The organism is Caballeronia sp. LZ065, from assembly GCF_031450975.1.
Taxonomy (GTDB): Bacteria; Pseudomonadota; Gammaproteobacteria; order Burkholderiales; family Burkholderiaceae; genus Caballeronia.
Genome location: NZ_JARUXV010000004.1, coordinates 435016 through 452606 on the forward strand (window position 1 = coordinate 435016; position 17591 = coordinate 452606).

The following is a 17591-nucleotide window of genomic DNA, read 5'->3' on the forward strand; positions in this document are numbered from 1 at the left end:
AAGGCGCCGCGAAGCGCATCGAAACTCGTGCACCTTCGCGGCTCTCGACCGCCGCCTTACTTCACCACATTCACCGTCCCATTCGACTTCGCCGCCACCGCAGCCGGAATTGCGGCTTCCACAGGCTGCCCCTGATCCACCGTGGTCCGCCCGCCGTCCTTGAAGAACGCCTGTTCCGCGGCCTTGTTCAGAACAAGGATACTGATTCGCCGGTTAGTCGGCTCATCAACGACATCCTTGTTCAACGGCAGCACGTCAGCCAATCCACGCACCTGAAGCACTTTGCTTTCCTTCATCCCGCCGGCCACCAGCGCGCGCCGCGCCGCATTCGCCCGTTCGCTCGACAGCTCCCAGTTCGAATACCCGGCCTGACCACCCGAATAAGGCACCGCATCCGTATGCCCCGCGATCGACACGCGGTTCTCCACGTCGTTCAGCGAAGCCCCGATATTGGTCAGGATCGTCGTCACATAACCTTCGAGCCTGAAGCTGCCGGAAGCGAACATCGGCCGATTGAGCGAATCCACGATCTCGATACGCAAGCCTTCGCTCGTGATCGCAATCCGGATCTGATCCTTGAATGCGCGCAACGCCGGGGTCTGCTCGATCAACGCGGTCAGCTTCTGCTTCAACTGCTGAAGCTTCTGCAAATCCTCCATCGCGACAGCCGCGCGCGCGATCGTCTGCGGCACGGGCTGCGTCTGGCTCTTCTTGCCTTCGCCAGGACGCGTGCTCGACAGATCCTGACCGCCGCCGGTGATCACGCTCGTATGCGTGGACGCGCCGCCATCATTGCCGAACAGCGCCGACAACGGCGTGTTGAAATACTGCTCGATGCCTTCCTTGTCGTACTTCGACGTCGACCCGAGCAGCCACATCAACAGGAAGAACGCCATCATCGCGGTGACGAAGTCGGCGTAGGCAATCTTCCACGCGCCGCCGTGATGCCCATGTCCGTGCGCCTTCTTCTTGCGCTTCACGACCACGGTGGGTGCGAGCACGGACTGCAGCGGATCGCGTGATGGTTTCTCAGCCATGAGAGTGAATTCCTTCTTGCGTGCGCGTGCGGGTTACGAGGCCGACTTCGGCATCTTGGTCGCGCGCACCGCGTCGTCCAGTTCCTTGAAGCTCGGACGGTCCGCCGTGAACAGCACCTTGCGGCCGAACTCCACCGCAATGGTCGGCGCATAGCCGTTCATGGAAGCAAGCAGCACCGACTTCACGCACTGGAACGGCTTCGCTTCGGCCGCGCCCTTTGCATTGAGCAGATCGGCGAGCGGGCCGATGAAGCCGTACGCCAGCAGAATGCCGAGGAACGTGCCGACCAGCGCGCCCGCGATCATCTCGCCGAGAATGGCGGGCGCTGCGCCCACCGAGCCCATCGTGTGCACCACGCCCATCACCGCAGCGACGATACCGAACGCGGGCAGGCCATCGGCCATCTTCTGGATCGCGTTGGCCGCGACCCCGCTCTCGGTGTGATGCGTCTCGAGTTCCTCGTCCATCAGGTCTTGCATCTCGAGCGCGTTGACATTACCCGCCGACATCATGCGCAGATAGTCGACGATGAAGTCGAGCAGATGATGATCGGCCATCACGTGCTCGTACTTCTGGAACAGCGGGCTGGATTCGGGCGCGTCGACATCGGCTTCGAGGGCCATCATGCCTTCCTTGCGCGCCTTCTGAAGCAGTTCGTACAGCAGCGCGATCAGCGCCACATACTTCTCTTTCGTATAGCCGCCGCCCTTGAACGCCTTCGGGATGGATTGCAGGGTTTTCTTGAGCGTCGCGGTCGGATTCGACACGACGAACGCGCCGATCGCCGCCCCGAAAATGCACAGCAGCTCGAACGGCTGCACGAGCGCGGCCAGGTGGCCGCCTACGCCGATGAAGCTTCCGATCACCGAGCCGATGACCACCACCCATCCGATGATGACAAACATTATTTCTCCGCAGTTTTCCGCGCGCCGCGGGCCGTGCGTGCTTGCCTGAAGACGCGCACGGCTCGCGACACATTGTTCGCTTATTCTTGGCTCTTAACGGCCGTTAAGAAGCGGAAATGAAGGGTGGCCGGCGCAAGTTTTTCTGCGCAAATGTTTGCGGCGTAAATGTTACGTCGCGCGTGATTCGCGCGGCGGGCGGGCGGCCGTCGCGTCGCGATGACGTGGCAGGTAATGGAACGCGCGCATCCGGTTCGACTAAGATCGTCCGCATGAACTCGACCTTTGTCCACGCTTTTGCCGATCCGGTGCGCGCCGGCCCGAACGCCACCGTCGGCGCGCTGCTGCGCGAATGGCGTCAGAGACGACGCATGAGCCAGCTGGATCTGGCCAGCGAGGCCGATGTCTCCACGCGCCACCTGAGCTTCGTCGAATCGGGGCGCGCGCTGCCGAGCCGGGAAATGGTGATGCGGCTCGCCGAACAGCTCGACGTGCCGCTGCGCGAGCGCAATACGCTGCTGATGGCGGCGGGCTACGCGCCGCTTTATCGCGAGCGCGCCCTGGCCGATCCGCACATGGCCAGCGCGCGCCGCGCCGTCGAACTGGTGCTGAAAGGTCACGAGCCGTTTCCCGCGCTGGCTATCGACCGGCACTGGAACATCGTCGCGGCCAACGCGGCGCTGCCGCCGCTGATCGCATCCGCCGATGCCGCGTTGCTGACGCCGCCGGTCAACGCATTGCGCCTCTCGATGCACCCGCGCGGCCTTGCCGGCGTCATCGACAACTGGCACGAGTGGCGCGCGCATCTGCTCGCGCGGCTGCATCGACAGGGGGAGGTGTCGGGCGATCCGGTGTTGCTTGCATTGCATGCCGAACTCGAGGCGTATCCCGTGCCCGCGCACGCTCATGCGCCACAGTCCTCGCGTCACGAGCCCAATCCGGTAGTCGTCCTGCTGCGGCTGCGCACGCCGCATGGCATGCTGTCGTTCTTCAGCACGACCACGGTGTTCGGCACGCCGGTCGATATCACCTTGTCCGAACTCGCGATCGAAGCCCTGTTTCCCGCCGACGACGCCACCGCCGCCGTTCTTGGCCGGCTCGCCGAAGCTCGACGCTGAGCTTGCGCCGGCGCGCACGGGCTTACAGAATGGAACCTAGTGCGGGTACGCGGATCAATGAGAAAGGCAGGCTGTTCAACCTGAGCCTGGTGAGCTTTTGTCCAACCAACGCGGAAGAGAGCGATGATTCAAACATTCGAGCAAGTGATCGGCGGGCAAAGCATGCAGTTTTGCGCAAGCATTGCGGATGGCGGCGGCCCGCCGCGCGTCATCATCAGCCGCGCGGACTCGGCGGAGTCGCTGGTGATCGTCCAGGCCGAAGGCATCATCGGCACGATCAAGGCGGAAGTGGAAGCGCCCGCGTCGCTGGTAGCCGATGCCGTTCGCAAGGCCCAGCAGGAGGCGCTCATCGAGCGCGCACTCGAGACCGGCGCCGTGCAGACCACGAGTCTTTAGGCTTCACGGCGGCTGACTTCACACAGACAGGCCCGCGCGGTTCATCGAGCCGCGCGGGCCTTGTTCATCAGCTTGGCGCTACAGACGCGGTTCGCCGTTTTTCGGGTCGGCGGGCACCATCGGCGTGGCGGAATCCGGGCCGTCGGGCATGTCCGGATCGTCGGGGTTCGGCGCCGCGTCCGGATCGAATAATTCGTCGGGATCCGGCTCGTATGGCTCTTCGGGGGAACGGGGCAGCGTCGACATCAGCTTCTCCTTGAGGGTTCCTGGTGGATGGATGGCTTAAGGCTCCGAGGCAGCTTGGTTTAGCTCAAATGCATTAAGCGTCGTACTGGATCGTTGCAACGGGCGTACCCGCTGACCAGCACGCTCAATTGCTGCGTTCAATCAGCATTTTTGGAAAGCGCGCGGCGCACGTGCTCTGGCGGACGGTCCTTGTCCGTCCTCGCCGGATTGCTCACCTGACGTGCAACCAGCGCCGTGCCAAGCAGAATCGCGACGGAAATGCCCGCCGACCCGCGCACGGCATCGACAATATGCGCCGCGCTCGCCGCGCCGTCCCCGTGACCGGCAAGCGCACCGAACGCCGCGACCCCGATCGCCCCCGCCGCCTGTCGCGCCGTGTTGAGCACCGCCGACGCCGTCCCCGCGCGCTGCTGGCCGACAGTGCCGAGCAAGGCGGTCGTCATCGCGGGCACCGCGAGTCCCATGCCGGAGGGAATCAGCAGGAACGGCACGAGCAGGGCGGCCGTGGGCGTGTGCGCATCGACGAAACAGAGCGCGGCGAAACCGGCGGCATCGAGCAGCGCGCCCGCGATCATCGGACCGCGCGAGCCGAAACGCGCAACCACCGGTCCGCTCGCCAGGTTCGAAATGAGGAACCCGCCCGTCAGGGGCAGGAACGCCAGCCCCGTTTGCAGCGGCGTATGGCCGAGCACGCGTTGCAGGTACAGGCTCAGAATGAACACCGTTCCATAGTAGGTGAGATTCACGCCGATACCGAAGACCACCGCCGCGCTGAAGGTGCGCTCGGCGAACAGCGAGAGCGGCAACATCGGCGACGCGCTTCTGCGTTCGATCGCGACGAATCCGCCGCCCGCCGCCAGCGCGAGCAAAAGCCCGCCCCACACGAGCGGATGAGCGATTCCGAGCGGCCGCCATTCGATCACCGCGCCCACCAGCGCCGCCAGCGCCACGATGGCGAGCGTCTGACCCGGCAGGTCGAGGCCGCGCGCGTCATTCGCTGACTTCGGCCGCGCGGCCCGCACCCATAGCACGGTTGCCACGATGCCCGCCGCGCAAACCGGCAGATTGACCCAGAAGATGCTGCGCCAGCCGAAGGCCGCGATCAGCAGGCCGCCGACGATAGGCCCCGACGCAATCGACACCGCGCCCGCCGCCGTCCACAGTCCGACCGCGCGGGCGCGCAGTCGCTGATCGTGGCCGCACGCCGCGTTGAGCAAGGCCAGCGAGTTCGGCAGCATCGCGGCGGCGCCGACGCCCTGCGCCGCGCGGGCGGCGATCAGTTGCGGCGCATCGACCGAAAAGGCGCACGCGAGCGACGCCAGTCCGAACAGCAGCAGTCCGCCGAGAAACATGCGCCGTGCGCTGAAACGGTCGCCGAGCGAACCGGCCGAAAGCATCAGCGCGGAAAACGCGAGCGCGTAGCTGTCGACGGTCCATTGCAGGCTCGCGACGCTCGCGCCCAGATCGCGGCCGATGCTCGCCAGCGCGACATTGACGATGGACACATCCAGTTGCGACACGACGAAACCGACGCTGGTCGCGGTCACGACGAGCTTCTGTCGCCCGGAGAGGTGTGCAGAGGAGGAGGAAAGGTTCGAGTTCATGCCGCTCATCGTAGGCGCGTGGCGCGTTCGATGTTTCGGCCTGGCCTGAAACGTGGAAATCCCGGCGTAAAAATGGCGCACTGCGTCAGCAGGTGCGCCATTTCCTCGACGAAAAAAACGAACTTAACGCGCGTGTTTGATGAACAGCGTCGTCAGCGCGCCCACCACGCACAGCGCGGCCACATACCACACGGGCGCGAGCGGGCTCGACTTCATGAACAGCGAAACGACGATCGGCGTCAGACCGCCGAACACCGCATACGCGACGTTGTACGAGAACGAAATGCCCGAGAAGCGCACGGCGGCGGGAAACGACTTGACCATCACGAAGGGAATCGCGCCGATCACGCCGACGAAAAAGCCCGCGACCGAGTACCACGGCAAGAGCGCGGAGGCATCGACGGCGACTTCGCGGAACAGCATCCAATACGACACCGCCAGCGCCAGTCCGCCGATGAAGATGGTCTTGCCCGCGCCGATCCGGCCCGCGATCGCGCCGGCCAGCACGCAGCCGATCGTCAGGAACAGCGTTGCGGCGCAGTTCGCGACGAGGACCGTCGCCGGCGCGAGGTGGAATTGCTTCTGCAGGAGCGTCGGCGTCATCAGGATCACGACGACGATCGCCGCCGACAGCATCCACGTGAGCAGCATCGAGACGATCACGGCGCGGCCGTGGTCGCGCAGCACGGCCTTGAGCGGCAGCTCCGCCGCGAGCGACTTGCGCAGCTTGAGTTCGGCGAAGACCGGCGTCTCGTGCAGCCAGCGGCGCAGATACACCGAGCACAGCCCGAACACGCCGCCCAGCAGGAATGGCAGGCGCCAGCCGAAAGCGGCGACATCGGCGGGCGTGAACGCCTTGTTGATGCCGGTCGCGATCAGCGAGCCGAGCAGGATGCCCGCCGTCAGGCCGGCCGTCAGCGTGCCGCAGGCATAGCCGATGTGCCGCGCCGGGACGTGTTCCGACACGAACACCCACGCGCCCGGCACTTCGCCGCCGACCGCCGCGCCCTGCATCACGCGGAACAGGAGCAGCAGCACGGGCGCCATCAGGCCGATCGACGCATAGGTGGGCAGCAGGCCCATCAGCAGCGTCGGCACCGACATGAGCAGCACGGAGAGCGTGAACATGCGCTTGCGGCCGAGCAGGTCGCCGAAGTGCGCCATGATGATCCCGCCCAGCGGACGCGCCAGATAACCCGCCGCGAAGATGCCGAAAGTCTGCAATTGCCGCAGCCAGTCAGGAATGGCCGGCGGGAAGAACAGCTGGCCGATCACCGGTGCGAAGAACACGAAAATGATGAAGTCGTAGAACTCGAGCGCGCCGCCGAGTGCGGCGAGCGTGAGCGTCTTGTAGTCGCCGCGCGTGAGGGCGCGGCTGGCCGCGCGCGGGGCGTCGGACAGAGGTGTTGCCTGCATCGAAAGAAAACCCGTGAGTGAAAAGACCACGCGTGACGCGCGGGCAGGGCGAGGCTGTGCCCGATGCGGGAGGGGTCGGGTGCGCCGGATGGGCGCGCGGCGGATCCGGGTGTGGAAGACGCCGATGACCGGACAGGCGCGGAGTCGAGAGCCGCCGCCCGTCCATCCGCGCTGCGGGAAGCGACGGAGAGCCGCGGCGCAGCTTGCTACGCGACGTCTCGGTAAAACGGCGGAAGCGGGACTGAAAAAGCCAGACGCGCGATGTTACAGGATGCAAGCGGCCGAAAAACGAAATGCCGTTCTATTTTTTGCAGGGGGTTGCGCGCATAAGACGGCACGAGATTGTCCTCATGGTCGGGCACATGCATTGACAATTCAGACGAGTCCGATGGGAAAGCGGCGCGTGCTTGCCCAGAATGCCGAGTTCGAAGCGCCCGTCTCATCCCTTCGACGAGACGCCCGGCGGACGCCTTTAACCGCGCATCCGCTCCATGTCCCTTGGACTCATCAGGTAAGACACCATGCGCGTCGCCGTTCTGCAAACCGATCCGAGTTATCGAAATCTCGTCAGCGACGTCGTCAAGCGACTCGGCCATACCTGCGTGACTTTTGGCGACGGCCTCGTGCTGTCGAAAGCCCTGTCGCGCTCAACGGTCGATCTGCTGATCCTCGACTGGAATTCCACCGGCCTGTGCGGGCTGGATCTCCTCAAATCCGTGCGCTCCAGCTTCGGCGAGCGCGTGCCCGTGCTGTTCGCCACGCCAGACGGCGCCGAGCACAACGTCGTGTGCGCGCTGACCGCCGGCGCGGACGATTACGTCGTGTATCCCATCCGTCCGGGCGAACTCGGGGCGCGCATCGAGGCATTGCTGCGGCGCGCCTATCCGACCACGTCGAACGCCTGCCTGGAAATCGGCCCGTATCGTTTCGACGCCCGCCAGCAGATCGTCACGGTGCGCGGCAAGCCGGTGCAGCTGAGCGGCACGCAATTCCGGCTGGCGCAGTTGTTCTTCTCGAACATCGGCCGCGTGCTGTCGCGCGATCACATCTTCGCGATGGTCTGGGGACGCGAGTTCCGCGAAACCACGCGGACCATCGATAGCCACGTGTCGCGTCTGCGGCTCGCGCTCGAAATCGAGCCGGTCAACAACTTCCGGCTGCAGCCGGTCTACAAGAGCGGGTATCGGCTGCTTCATCTCTACGACGACGGCAAGGGAAGAGGCGACGAGCGTGTCGATTCCGCGGCCGCGCAGATCGCTGCGTGACGGACTCGGCTGCGGCCAGCGCTTGCCGGTTTGTCGTATCGCGGAGCACCGTGGGGACGGCACGCATTTTTTTCAGGGCGGGGCGCTTTTATAATCGGGCGCCAGGATCCTCACGCGCAACCCGCCCCGACACCACGACGCATGACAAGCACGGCAGCCCAATCGAGCGAGACCTTCATCGCGCGCCCTCCGGCATCCACGCTTGCCGACATGCTCGGGCATTTCGCGCAGCTCGCGCCGGTGTTCGACGCCATGCCGGACATCGTGTTCTTCGTGAAGGATCGCGAAGCGCGTTATGCGATGGTCAACCGCACGCTCGCGCGGCGCTGTGGCTACAAGGACAACAAGACAGCGCTGCTCGGCAAGACCGCCGAAGAAGTGTTTCCCCGTCGCTTCGGCCGCATCTACACCGCGCAGGACCAGGCGATCATCGCGCAGGGGCATCAGCTGATCGATCAGCTCGAACTGCATCTCTACCCGGGCCGCGAGCCGGGCTGGTGCATGACCTGCAAGCAGCCGCTGCTGGACGGGCAGGGCGCGATCGTCGGCCTGGCGGGCATCTCGCGCGACCTGCAGGCCGCCGAGGGCACGCATCCCGCCTATAGCCGGCTGGCGGCCGTGGTCCGGCACATCCAGGAGAACTACGTCCAGCCACTCAACATGCGGCAACTCGCGCAGATGGCGAATATGTCGATCGCCCAACTGGAGCGGTATTTCCGCAAGGTATTCCACCTGACGCCGCGACAGGTGCTGCTGAAAACCCGGCTCGACGCTGCCACCGCGCTGCTCGTCTCGCAAGACGACAAGGTCACGGATGTCGCGGCGCTGTGTGGCTATACCGATCACAGCGCGTTCACGCGCCAGTTCAAGGCGACGGTCGGCATCACGCCGTCCGAATACCGCGCGTTGCTGCAATCGGGCACAATGCGCCCCGAATCGCCGCAGGATACAAACGTCTGACGGGAAATTGGGGTACGGCGGGTCCCTGAATTACATGGTCGTGCGGTTCCGGCGCTTAGGGGCCGGCGCTGAACCCGCGCTCAGGCCCGCCAGATGGGCGCTTGCGGCCTGTCTGGATTAAACCGGTCCGCTTCTTGCTCGAACAGGCTTGCCACAGTCGGCGATGTTTGTCCGGACGTGGACAGAAACCGCGAGGCGTTCCGCACCGGCGCACACGCGGCTCAAATAGCGGTGCGTTCGGAATTCCCGCCGCGTTTTCGTGTCAACAAGGCGCATCGCATGTTTGCGGAGCGCCCGATGCGGCGAGTCAAGGAGACCGTCGCGAGAATTCCGTTTTTGGCAGTTGAAAAGAACATCATGAACGAAGTAGCAAGACTGGGGCATATGCGGATCGTGCTCATCGAGGACGATCCGGAAAGCAGGGCATCACTGCAAATGTTGTTGCAAGAGGAGGGGGCCGAAGTCATCGCCGTAGCCGACGCCGAAGACGGCGCGCAGGCGGCGATCGAGCATCTTCCCGACGCGGTGATCTGCGATCTCGACCTTCCCGAAATGGACGGTTTCTACCTGATCCAACGTTTGCGGGACCATGAAATACGCGGCAACCTGCCGCCTTCCGTCGCCATCGCGCTGACGGGACACGGCGGCGATGCATATCGCCTGCGCAGTATCGGCGAAGGTTTCCAGCACTTCATGACCAAACCCGTGCATCCCGATGAACTCGTCAACTTGATCCAGGATGCGGCCGGGGCGCGCGTCGTGATGTAGGGCGCCATCTGGCCTTTGACACGCGGCGCGTGACGCCGCGTGTGGCTACGCGCTCAGGACCGATCGCGGTTGCGTGCTCGCGTCGCGCCCGTGATGATCGCAATCCCGAGCATGATGACGGCGACGATCATGATCGTGTGCTGCGAGACGTGCATCGCGACGAGTGCCCACGACACGCCGCCGATCAGCACGAGCCAGCCGACGAGATAAATGATCAAGGTCATCGGTTTCTCCTTTTGTAGTTGTCGATAAGGTGAGTCCGCATGGCGGGAGCGGTTGGGTTCAACATCCGCGCGCACGCGTTCGCTGCCTGCAAGATGCGTACCGGCGCTGTGAGGAGATGCTTCCGGGGCATCGACGGAATTTGCGTCACGCTTTCTTCGACACGGCAGACTGAGAAGCATGCGAAGCCGAATGGCGACGTGCAGTATTTCTAGCGTCTCGTGTTCCATGGCGGCGCTCGCGGACTGGTCGATGCTCGAGGAACTGAAGCAAGCTGGTTTCAACGATCTGGCGAAACGACGTTTTGCCGTTTCGCATCGCCGGCCGGTCACTTTATGCCCATTGCCGCGTGCGTCACGGCGCGGGTGCGCTGAGCGATGCAAACTTTTCAGCCCAAACAATCAAAATCCATGCTGACCGTCCACCACCTCAACAACTCCCGTTCGCAACGCGTCCTGTGGATGCTGGAAGAACTGGAAGTCGAATACGAACTGAAGCGCTATCAGCGCAACCCGCAAACCATGCTCGCGCCGCCCGAACTGCGCGCCGTGCATCCGCTCGGCAAGTCGCCCGTCGTGGCGGACGGCGACCTGACGCTCGCGGAATCGGGCGCGATCATCGATTATCTGGTCGAGCGCTACGGCGAAGGACGCTTCTCGCCGCCGCCGGGCGTCTCGCCCGAGCGCGTGCGCTACACCTACTGGATGCACTACGCCGAAGGGTCGGCCATGCCGCCGCTGCTGCTCAAGCTGGTCGCGCGGCGTCTCGAGACCGCGAAAATGCCGTTCTTCGCGCGGCCGATTGCGCGGCGCATCGCGCAGACGATGCAGAGCAGCTTCATCGATCCGCAATTGCGCCTGCACTTCGGCTATATCGAAGCCGAACTCGCGAAATCACCTTGGTTCGCCGGCGATGCCTTCAGCGCCGCCGACGTGCAGATGAGTTTCCCGCTCGAAGCGGGTAGCCAGCGGGCCGGGGCAAAGCAGCTTCCGCATATCCGCGCATTCCTCGAACGCATCCATGCGCGGCCTGCGTACCAACGGGCGCTGGAACGCGGCGGGCGCTACGACTACGCGAGCTAGCAGAAGCCAGCCATTTGGCCAGGTTCGGAACGTCCGGCCTGTTGCGTACAATGAGCCGCAGGATTCAATCGCTGAACGCAACCCCAAAGGCAAGCATGGCTCGAATCGTTCCTGACGACTGGAAGAATCTCGAAGCAACCGGCGCGGCCGCGCGCGAGCTCGAAACCCTGGCGCTGCTCGAAAAGCTGCCGGAAGACTACACGGTGTATCACGGCGTGCACTGGACGCGCGTCAACGAAGGCTTCTCGGTATTCGGCGAGGCGGATTTCGTCGTGGTGGCGCCGTCCGGACGCGTGCTGATGATCGAGCAGAAGGCCGGCTTCCTGCGTGAGACCAACGCCGGTCTCGTGAAGGTTTATCTGCAGAAGGAACGCAACGTCGCCATCCAGCTGGCGCGCACGCTGGAAAACCTGCATCGGCGCTTTACGGCGGCGTTCGGCGCGGGCACCTACCGGATCGAAGAACTGCTGTACTGCCCGGATTACACGATCAAGGACGCGGCCATCGCGGGCGTGGCGCCCGCGCGGATCGTCGATGCCAGCCGCAAGGCGCAACTCGCGCGCGTCGTGCTGGAGATCCTTCCGCCTGACGAACCGCGCTTCGAGGCGGCGACCCGTATCCATCACTTTCTCGCTGACGAACTGTCCCTCACGCCCGACACCAACGCGCTGGTCGGCGCGGCCAGCACACTGGTTACGCGGCTGTCGGGCGGACTGGCGACCTGGGCACGGCGGCTCGAGTTCGAGCCGTTCCGCTTGCGCGTCATCGCCACCGCCGGCGCGGGCAAGACGCAGCTCGCGGTGCGCGTGATGCGCGAGGCGCTTGCGCAGGGCAAGAGCGTGCTTTACGTCTGTTTCAACCGGCCGCTTGCCGATCACATCCGAGCCATCGCGCCGAAAGAGGCGAAGGTCGCGAACTATCATCAACTGAGCGCAGCCGTAGCGCGCGATGCAGGCAGCCCGCCCGACTTCAGCCAGCCCGACGTGTTCGCCACGCTCGAAGAACGTTTCGCCGCCGTGCCGGTGCCGGAGCACTGGAAGACCGACGTGCTGATCGTCGACGAAGGCCAGGACTTCCAGGCGGCCTGGGTCGAGGCGCTGGAGCGCCTGCTCAACCCGGCTGGCGCGTGGTGGTGGCTCGAAGACCCGATGCAGAACCTGTATCTGCGCGAACCGGTGCGCTTGCCGGGCTGGACCATCCTGCGCGAATCGACCAATTACCGCAGCCCGCGCGATCTGCTCGGTTTCATTCGCAAGATCGTTGGCCCCGAGGTGCGGCTCGACGCAGGCAGCCCGTTCGACGGCTCGGACGTCAGCATCGCCACCTACGAGAACGGTCATACCGAAGAGATCGTCGAGGCCACCAAGCGCGCCATCACGCAGGCGCTGTCGCTCGGTTTCCGCAAGCAGGACATCGCGGTGCTGTCGTTTCGCGGCCGCGAAGGCTCGGCGCTCACGGCGGTCGAGCATCTCGGCCCGCACCGGCTGCGGGCCTTCACCGGCACCTACGACCTGTTCGGCAACCCGGAATATCGCGAAGGCGACGTGCTGCTCGAATCCATCTATCGCTTCAAGGGTCAGTCCGCGCCGTGCGTGATCCTCACCGAGGTGGACTTCGACACGCTCGACGAGCAGGCCGCACGCAAGATCTTCGTCGGCGCCACGCGCGCAACCATGAAGTTGATCGTGGTGGCCTCCGAACGCGCCGAGCGCGCCATCGAGGCGCTGTAGCGCCGGCTGCCCGTGACGAGTTCCGTCTTCTCCATGCGCGGGCCCGCCGCGCGTCCGTGGTTCCGCCGCCTGTGGTACGCGGCGCTGGTCGCGCTCGCCATTGCGCCGCCCATCGGCGCGGTCGGCTACATGCTCTATTCGGGCCTGCTCGCGCGCGAAACCCGTACGCTCGTCGTTCCCTACGACGTCTATTGGGACGCCGCGCAGTTCCAGATTGCCTACGAGCGCTTCGAGAATCACGTACTGCTGTATCGCAACGGCATCGACGAAGACGCCGACGCCGTGCGCACAAATTATCGGCTGCTGCGCGCGCGGCTCTTGCAGGTTTCGGCGTCGCCGGGGCTGGCCGCCGGTCATGAGGCGCTGTTCAACCGGCAGCGCGAAATCCTGCGGCAGTTGCAGACGGCGCTCGATTCCATCCAGAGCGACGTCGATGCGCTCGGGACCGAGCGAAGACACAGCCTGCGGATCGTCGGCGTGCTGCGCCAGAATGCACCGGTCGTGGCGGAGCTGGCGAGCGGGCGCCGCCTGATGGATGTCGCCGAGCGCGAAAGCATCGTGCGCGACTTCGACGCCAGGCGCCGCTATCTGACTCTCGGCGGCATTCTGCTCGGTATCCTATCGGCGGCGGCCACCATGCTGCTGCTGTTCAACGGCTACCGGCGCACGCGCCTGATCGAACAGCAGCGCACGGCGCTCGCGGCCGAGCACCAGGCGACGCGCGCAGCACGCGAAGCGGGCGTCGCCAAGGACACCTTCCTTGGCATGCTGAGCCATGAGCTGCGCACGCCACTGCATGCCATCGTGTCCTCGGTGGAACTGCTCGGGCTGAACGCGCGCGGCGAGGCGGATCGCAAGATCATGTACCGGCTTGAATCCGGCGCGCGTCATCTGGAAGCGCAAATGCGCGATCTGACCGACTACGCGCGGCTCGGCGCGGGCAAGCTGGAGCTGCGCACCATGGCGTTCGATCCGGTCGAGTTGCTCGAATCGATCGTCGATGCGAACGCCTCCTCCGCGACCGCCAAGGGACTGGCGTTGCGTGGCGACTTCGCGGGCGAGCGCGGCCCGCTCGAATCAGACGCGCATCGCGTGCGGCAGATCGTCACGAATCTCGTCACCAACGGCATCAAGTACACCGATACCGGTTCGGTCGAGGTGCATTTCATGCGCACCGAAAAGCGCCTCGATATCTCCGTCATCGACACGGGTCCGGGCATTCCGCGCGAGCAGTTGCCGCTGATTTTCCAGGAGTTTACGCAGCTCGACTCATCGAGCACACGGCGTTTCGACGGCGCCGGCATGGGTCTCGCCATCGTGCGCGGACTGGTGGAACTGCTGGGCGGCAAGATCACGGTGTCGAGCGAAGTGGGCGAGGGCACCGCGTTCCGCGTCAGCCTGCCGGTCGTGTCGGTCGATCGTCTGCCCGCGCGCGCCGAGCTGGACGCGGCGGCGCCGGCGCAACGCAAGTCGCGCGTGCTGGTCATCGACGATCACGAGTCGATCCGCGAATCGCTGAGCGAAATGCTCACGCATCTGGGTTATTCCGCGGTCGCCATGCCGGAGGTGGACAGTGCGCTCGCCTGGCTGCGCGCCAACGACGCCGACGTGATCCTGGCCGACCTGCACATGCCTGGCAAGGACGGTTACTCGTTCGCCAACGAATACCGCGCGCGCATCGCGCCCGGCGCCAGTGTGCCGATCATCGCGGTGAGCGCGTATGCGCCTGAACTGGTGGACCCGAGCGCGGCCATTCTGTTCTTCGACTATTTGCTGAAGCCGGTGCGCTATGAAGTGCTGAAAGGCGCCGTGCACCGCGCGGTGATGGCGCGGCGGCGCGTGAGCTGATTGATAGGGCTGACGGCGCTGGCGGCGCCTAGCTGCGCATCAGGCGTTTCGAGAGGTCCGCCACCAGAATGCCGAGCCGCGCGGGTTTTTCGAAACACGTGGCGTTGTAGTCGCGAATCAGCTGGCTGATCTCCGATTCGCTCGCCTTGCCCGTGGTCAGTTCGCCGGTGAGCACGAAGATCGGCGCATCCGGATTGTCCGATTCCCGCACGGCGCGAATCGCGCCCGCCGAGGTATGCACGCCGAACAGCCAGTCGATCACCACGGCATCGAAAACCTGCGTCTGCAAGGCTTCGAGGAAGGCGTCGAGTCCATAGAAGGCCATTGCGGCGAAACCGGTGGCTTCGAGATAGTCGTGGAGGTTGTCGGCGGAGGCGTGGTCGTCATCGACCACGGCAATCATGGGCTTGTCCGTATCCGGCCGGCGCGGCTGGATCTCGATCTTGTGGACGTCGCTCGCTTCGTGCAGCAACACGCCTTCATGCTTGCTGACGATCCAGCGGCCGTTGAGTTTCTGCGCAATGAAATCCGGCCGGCTGCCCGGGTCGAGCGCACTGCCGACCCACGCCATGCAAGGAATTTCCACCGAACCGAGCTTGAAGACGGCGTCGTGCGCGGTGCCTTCGGTTTCGTCGGGGCGCGTGTTGATGGAATCGAACAGCTTGAGGGCGGGTTCGTCGAAGGCGTCGGCGACCCGGCGGATTTGCGCGAGCGTCCACGGACTGTTGCCACGTAGCTTGCGGTGACCTTGCGAAAAACTCAGATCGAGGATGCGGCACAACTCGGCGGTCTGTTGCCGCTTGCCGATGCCATGACGGCCCATGAGCTCGCGCACGCGTTCGGCGACGGCGAGTGATTCCGAAGAAGACGTTTCAGTGACCATACCGCCAGCGGAGTGAAAAGTGGGACTGCGGGAGGGGAAAAGTCTGGCGCAACGATCGGCCAGGCGCAGTCGAACGGACATTGTAAACGGCGCGGCCCGGCGCACTCAAAACGTGCAGGGAGACGGCTCGTAATGGATTGATCTGGTTGAGAAAAAGGCGTCGAACGCAATTCGTCAGACGAAGCTCGGTTGCAACGCGCCGAAAGCAATCCTCCGGCGCTGCGCTCGCGTTGTTCGTGCCTTATTGCGGCTGGATTTCGGCGGCCTGAAGGCCCTTCGGTCCTTGGCGCACTTCGAACATCACACGCTGGTTCTCTTGCAGCGACTTGAAGCCGTCAGCGCGAATTTCCGAAAAATGCGCGAACACGTCGGGCGTGCCGTCGTCCGGCTGGATGAAGCCAAAGCCCTTTGCGTCGTTGAACCACTTCACAGTACCAGTTGCCATTGCTTCCTCTTCTTGCAGCGTTGAGCGAGGCGCGAGCCTCGCAAGGGTTGATCGATACGGTTATGCGGCGGCGTCGGAATCACGCCAGCGCGGCCACGCGCGATCGGGCTGGCGCGGGCGCAACGGGAATCTCGTCGAGCAAGGCCGACAGTTCGTGATCGCTACTGTTGCCGCTGAATTCGCGCAGCGTCGCAAGCAGCGTCCGCCACGGCGCCGGCCAGCGCGTTTCGCGCACACAGCGCCCGTTGGCGTCGGTGATGCGCAGCAGGGTGGTGTCGGGGTAGTAGGTGAGCGTGACGGGCATTCCGTCGAGAACGCAGGTGGCGGTACAGGCTTTCGGTGTGAACATGCTTTTTTGTGTGTGAGTGATCGTCGTGCGCGCGGCGTGCGCGATTCATTCGACGGCCGCTGGCTTGAGCAACGCGCGTGCCTGGGGTGCTGGCAGGGCGATTCGGAAGCGGACCGCCGAGGCCGACTAGCCGCAGTATTCGCGCAGGTTGAACGGAGTATTGTCCAATTTCACGACAATTGACGTCACACGACAATTTAAACTTCATTCAGGTCAGACTGGAGTCGAAATCGTGTTGCTTGCCGTCATGTTGATCAGCCCCGTGGGCGTCGCCGCGCTTTTTGCATTCGCACGCTTTGCGGACAGAAATTTCAGGGATGGCGCGTTGCCCGCGCAGAAGCGCTTCATGGATGTCGTCAAGCGATCCCGGCCGCGCGACAGGCCGCAGCACGCAGGCTGATCGCCCCACGAAATTCAATGCTGCACACCGTTCGATCCACTTTTGCTATCGAACGATCGCCCTTTCGAATTGTTCCGCTATTGGCGCCGGACTATAGTGCTTCCCACGGCATGAACCGGCCATAAGACCAACGAGACAACGAAGGAGACAACGCATGAACCGTATCGATCTGGCTGAACGCACGGTCATCATCACGGGCGGCGCGCGGGGCATTGGGCTCGCCGTCGCGGAACGGGCGCTGGACTCGGGCGCGGATGTCGCCCTGTGGGATGCGGACGCCGAACGCCTGCAACGCACCAGCGCCGAACTCTCGGCGCAACACCCCGGACGCCGCGTCAGCGACGCAGTTGTCGAACTCACCGACGAAGCCTCCGTCGATGCCGCCGTCCAGAAAACCCTCGCCGCGCACGGCCGGATCGACGTGCTGGTCAACAATGCGGGCATCACCGGCGGCAACGGCAGCACCTGGGAGCTCGCGCCCGATGTATGGCGCCGCGTGATCGATGTCAATCTGATCGGCCCGTATCTGACCTGTCGCGCGGTCGTGCCGCACATGCTGAAGGGCGGCTATGGACGCATCGTCAACATCGCGTCGATCGCCGGCAAGGAAGGCAATCCGAACGCGTCGCACTACAGCGCGTCGAAGGCGGGGCTGATCGGGCTGACCAAGTCGCTCGGCAAGGAACTCGCTGGCAAGAACATTCTCGTCAACGCGGTCACGCCTGCCGCCGCCAAGACCGAAATCTTCGATTCGATGTCGCAGCAGCACATCGACTACATGCTTTCCAAGATCCCGATGAACCGCTTCCTGTTGCCGCACGAGGCCGCCTCGCTGATCCTGTGGCTCGCCTCCGAAGACTGCGCTTTCAGCACGGGCGCAGTGTTCGACCTGTCGGGCGGACGCGCCACCTACTGAAGC

The 17591-nt window shown here is 64.6% G+C and carries 19 protein-coding genes; 10 read left to right on the top strand and 9 right to left on the bottom strand.

Annotated features, from left to right (window positions below; all coding sequences use genetic code 11):
* Positions 1-56: 56 nt before the first annotated feature.
* A complete protein-coding gene (motB, locus tag QCE63_RS28525; protein ID WP_309837875.1) occupies positions 57-1037 on the bottom strand; it encodes a flagellar motor protein MotB in 981 nt (326 codons plus the stop codon).
* 33 nt (positions 1038-1070) lie between these two features.
* Complete coding sequence (motA, locus tag QCE63_RS28530) at positions 1071-1943, bottom strand: flagellar motor stator protein MotA (RefSeq protein ID WP_309837878.1); 873 nt, start codon at positions 1941-1943, stop codon at positions 1071-1073.
* Between the two features lie 269 nt (positions 1944-2212).
* Here motA and QCE63_RS28535 point away from each other — a divergent pair, with 269 nt between their 5' ends.
* Both QCE63_RS28535 and QCE63_RS28540 read left to right on the top strand, forming a co-directional pair.
* The gene (locus QCE63_RS28535; RefSeq protein WP_309837879.1) at positions 2213-3058 is read left to right on the top strand and encodes a helix-turn-helix transcriptional regulator; all 846 of its coding nucleotides are present in this window, start codon (positions 2213-2215) and stop codon (positions 3056-3058) included.
* A 123-nt stretch (positions 3059-3181) separates the two neighbouring features.
* Complete coding sequence (locus QCE63_RS28540; protein ID WP_309819845.1) at positions 3182-3454, top strand: hypothetical protein; 273 nt, start codon at positions 3182-3184, stop codon at positions 3452-3454.
* 78 nt (positions 3455-3532) lie between these two features.
* Here QCE63_RS28540 and QCE63_RS28545 read toward each other — a convergent pair whose 3' ends face one another.
* The 3 genes from QCE63_RS28545 to QCE63_RS28555 all read right to left on the bottom strand — a co-directional run bounded on the left by QCE63_RS28545 (position 3533) and on the right by QCE63_RS28555 (position 6720).
* On the bottom strand, positions 3533-3700 hold the full coding sequence (locus QCE63_RS28545) for a hypothetical protein (RefSeq protein WP_309819848.1): 168 nt from the start codon (positions 3698-3700) through the stop codon (positions 3533-3535).
* Between the two features lie 137 nt (positions 3701-3837).
* On the bottom strand, positions 3838-5304 hold the full coding sequence (locus QCE63_RS28550) for an MFS transporter (protein ID WP_404990200.1): 1467 nt from the start codon (positions 5302-5304) through the stop codon (positions 3838-3840).
* A gap of 123 nt (positions 5305-5427) precedes the next feature.
* The gene (locus QCE63_RS28555; protein ID WP_309837883.1) at positions 5428-6720 is read right to left on the bottom strand and encodes an MFS transporter; all 1293 of its coding nucleotides are present in this window, start codon (positions 6718-6720) and stop codon (positions 5428-5430) included.
* Positions 6721-7241: 521 nt separating this feature from the next.
* On the opposite strand from QCE63_RS28555, the gene QCE63_RS28560 reads away from it, so the two are divergent.
* From QCE63_RS28560 to QCE63_RS28570, 3 genes are all read left to right on the top strand, one after another.
* Complete coding sequence (locus QCE63_RS28560) at positions 7242-7985, top strand: response regulator transcription factor (protein WP_309837884.1); 744 nt, start codon at positions 7242-7244, stop codon at positions 7983-7985.
* Positions 7986-8126: 141 nt separating this feature from the next.
* Complete coding sequence (locus QCE63_RS28565) at positions 8127-8945, top strand: helix-turn-helix domain-containing protein (RefSeq protein WP_404990201.1); 819 nt, start codon at positions 8127-8129, stop codon at positions 8943-8945.
* 297 nt (positions 8946-9242) lie between these two features.
* Complete coding sequence (locus tag QCE63_RS28570) at positions 9243-9713, top strand: response regulator (RefSeq protein WP_404990226.1); 471 nt, start codon at positions 9243-9245, stop codon at positions 9711-9713.
* 53 nt (positions 9714-9766) lie between these two features.
* Here QCE63_RS28570 and QCE63_RS28575 read toward each other — a convergent pair whose 3' ends face one another.
* Positions 9767-9937, bottom strand: coding sequence for a hypothetical protein (locus QCE63_RS28575; protein WP_309819855.1), 171 nt, complete (start codon positions 9935-9937; stop codon positions 9767-9769).
* A 408-nt stretch (positions 9938-10345) separates the two neighbouring features.
* Between QCE63_RS28575 and QCE63_RS28580 the strand changes: the two genes are divergently transcribed.
* The 3 genes from QCE63_RS28580 to QCE63_RS28590 all read left to right on the top strand — a co-directional run bounded on the left by QCE63_RS28580 (position 10346) and on the right by QCE63_RS28590 (position 14595).
* Positions 10346-11017, top strand: coding sequence for a glutathione S-transferase (locus QCE63_RS28580; RefSeq protein WP_309837887.1), 672 nt, complete (start codon positions 10346-10348; stop codon positions 11015-11017).
* A gap of 95 nt (positions 11018-11112) precedes the next feature.
* Positions 11113-12747 (top strand): ATP-dependent helicase, encoded by a 1635-nt coding sequence (locus tag QCE63_RS28585; RefSeq protein ID WP_309837888.1) that lies wholly within the window; start codon positions 11113-11115, stop codon positions 12745-12747.
* Positions 12748-12780: 33 nt separating this feature from the next.
* Positions 12781-14595 carry an ATP-binding protein gene (locus tag QCE63_RS28590; protein WP_309839300.1) on the top strand — a complete coding sequence of 605 codons (1815 nt, stop codon included), beginning with the start codon at positions 12781-12783 and terminating at the stop codon, positions 14593-14595.
* Positions 14596-14623: 28 nt separating this feature from the next.
* Here QCE63_RS28590 and QCE63_RS28595 read toward each other — a convergent pair whose 3' ends face one another.
* The 3 genes from QCE63_RS28595 to QCE63_RS28605 form a co-directional block, all read right to left on the bottom strand.
* Positions 14624-15478, bottom strand: a complete 855-nt coding sequence (locus QCE63_RS28595) for a helix-turn-helix domain-containing protein (protein ID WP_309837890.1) — start codon at positions 15476-15478, stop codon at positions 14624-14626.
* A 241-nt stretch (positions 15479-15719) separates the two neighbouring features.
* A complete protein-coding gene (locus QCE63_RS28600) occupies positions 15720-15923 on the bottom strand; it encodes a cold-shock protein (protein WP_309837892.1) in 204 nt (67 codons plus the stop codon).
* A gap of 79 nt (positions 15924-16002) precedes the next feature.
* Entirely contained in the window at positions 16003-16272 is a 270-nt protein-coding gene (locus tag QCE63_RS28605; RefSeq protein WP_309837894.1) for a hypothetical protein, read from the bottom strand.
* 160 nt (positions 16273-16432) lie between these two features.
* Between QCE63_RS28605 and QCE63_RS28610 the strand changes: the two genes are divergently transcribed.
* Positions 16433-16672: a hypothetical protein gene (locus QCE63_RS28610; RefSeq protein ID WP_309837895.1), complete on the top strand. Its 240-nt coding sequence runs from the start codon at positions 16433-16435 to the stop codon at positions 16670-16672.
* A 154-nt stretch (positions 16673-16826) separates the two neighbouring features.
* Positions 16827-17588, top strand: a complete 762-nt coding sequence (locus QCE63_RS28615; protein WP_309837896.1) for an SDR family NAD(P)-dependent oxidoreductase — start codon at positions 16827-16829, stop codon at positions 17586-17588.
* Positions 17589-17591: the final 3 nt, after the last annotated feature.

Excerpts from the sequence above, each read along its gene's own strand:
- motB (WP_309837875.1), bottom strand. The coding sequence starts at position 1,037 with ATGGCTGAGAAACCATCACGCGATCCGCTGCAGTCCGTGCTCGCACCC.
- motA (WP_309837878.1), bottom strand. The coding sequence starts at position 1,943 with ATGTTTGTCATCATCGGATGGGTGGTGGTCATCGGCTCGGTGATCGGA.
- QCE63_RS28535 (WP_309837879.1), top strand. The coding sequence starts at position 2,213 with ATGAACTCGACCTTTGTCCACGCTTTTGCCGATCCGGTGCGCGCCGGC.
- QCE63_RS28540 (WP_309819845.1), top strand. The coding sequence starts at position 3,182 with ATGATTCAAACATTCGAGCAAGTGATCGGCGGGCAAAGCATGCAGTTT.
- QCE63_RS28545 (WP_309819848.1), bottom strand. The coding sequence starts at position 3,700 with ATGTCGACGCTGCCCCGTTCCCCCGAAGAGCCATACGAGCCGGATCCC.
- QCE63_RS28550 (WP_404990200.1), bottom strand. The coding sequence starts at position 5,304 with ATGAACTCGAACCTTTCCTCCTCCTCTGCACACCTCTCCGGGCGACAG.
- QCE63_RS28555 (WP_309837883.1), bottom strand. The coding sequence starts at position 6,720 with ATGCAGGCAACACCTCTGTCCGACGCCCCGCGCGCGGCCAGCCGCGCC.
- QCE63_RS28560 (WP_309837884.1), top strand. The coding sequence starts at position 7,242 with ATGCGCGTCGCCGTTCTGCAAACCGATCCGAGTTATCGAAATCTCGTC.
- QCE63_RS28565 (WP_404990201.1), top strand. The coding sequence starts at position 8,127 with ATGACAAGCACGGCAGCCCAATCGAGCGAGACCTTCATCGCGCGCCCT.
- QCE63_RS28570 (WP_404990226.1), top strand. The coding sequence starts at position 9,243 with ATGCGGCGAGTCAAGGAGACCGTCGCGAGAATTCCGTTTTTGGCAGTT.
- QCE63_RS28575 (WP_309819855.1), bottom strand. The coding sequence starts at position 9,937 with ATGACCTTGATCATTTATCTCGTCGGCTGGCTCGTGCTGATCGGCGGC.
- QCE63_RS28580 (WP_309837887.1), top strand. The coding sequence starts at position 10,346 with ATGCTGACCGTCCACCACCTCAACAACTCCCGTTCGCAACGCGTCCTG.
- QCE63_RS28585 (WP_309837888.1), top strand. The coding sequence starts at position 11,113 with ATGGCTCGAATCGTTCCTGACGACTGGAAGAATCTCGAAGCAACCGGC.
- QCE63_RS28590 (WP_309839300.1), top strand. The coding sequence starts at position 12,781 with ATGCGCGGGCCCGCCGCGCGTCCGTGGTTCCGCCGCCTGTGGTACGCG.
- QCE63_RS28595 (WP_309837890.1), bottom strand. The coding sequence starts at position 15,478 with ATGGTCACTGAAACGTCTTCTTCGGAATCACTCGCCGTCGCCGAACGC.
- QCE63_RS28600 (WP_309837892.1), bottom strand. The coding sequence starts at position 15,923 with ATGGCAACTGGTACTGTGAAGTGGTTCAACGACGCAAAGGGCTTTGGC.
- QCE63_RS28605 (WP_309837894.1), bottom strand. The coding sequence starts at position 16,272 with ATGTTCACACCGAAAGCCTGTACCGCCACCTGCGTTCTCGACGGAATG.
- QCE63_RS28615 (WP_309837896.1), top strand. The coding sequence starts at position 16,827 with ATGAACCGTATCGATCTGGCTGAACGCACGGTCATCATCACGGGCGGC.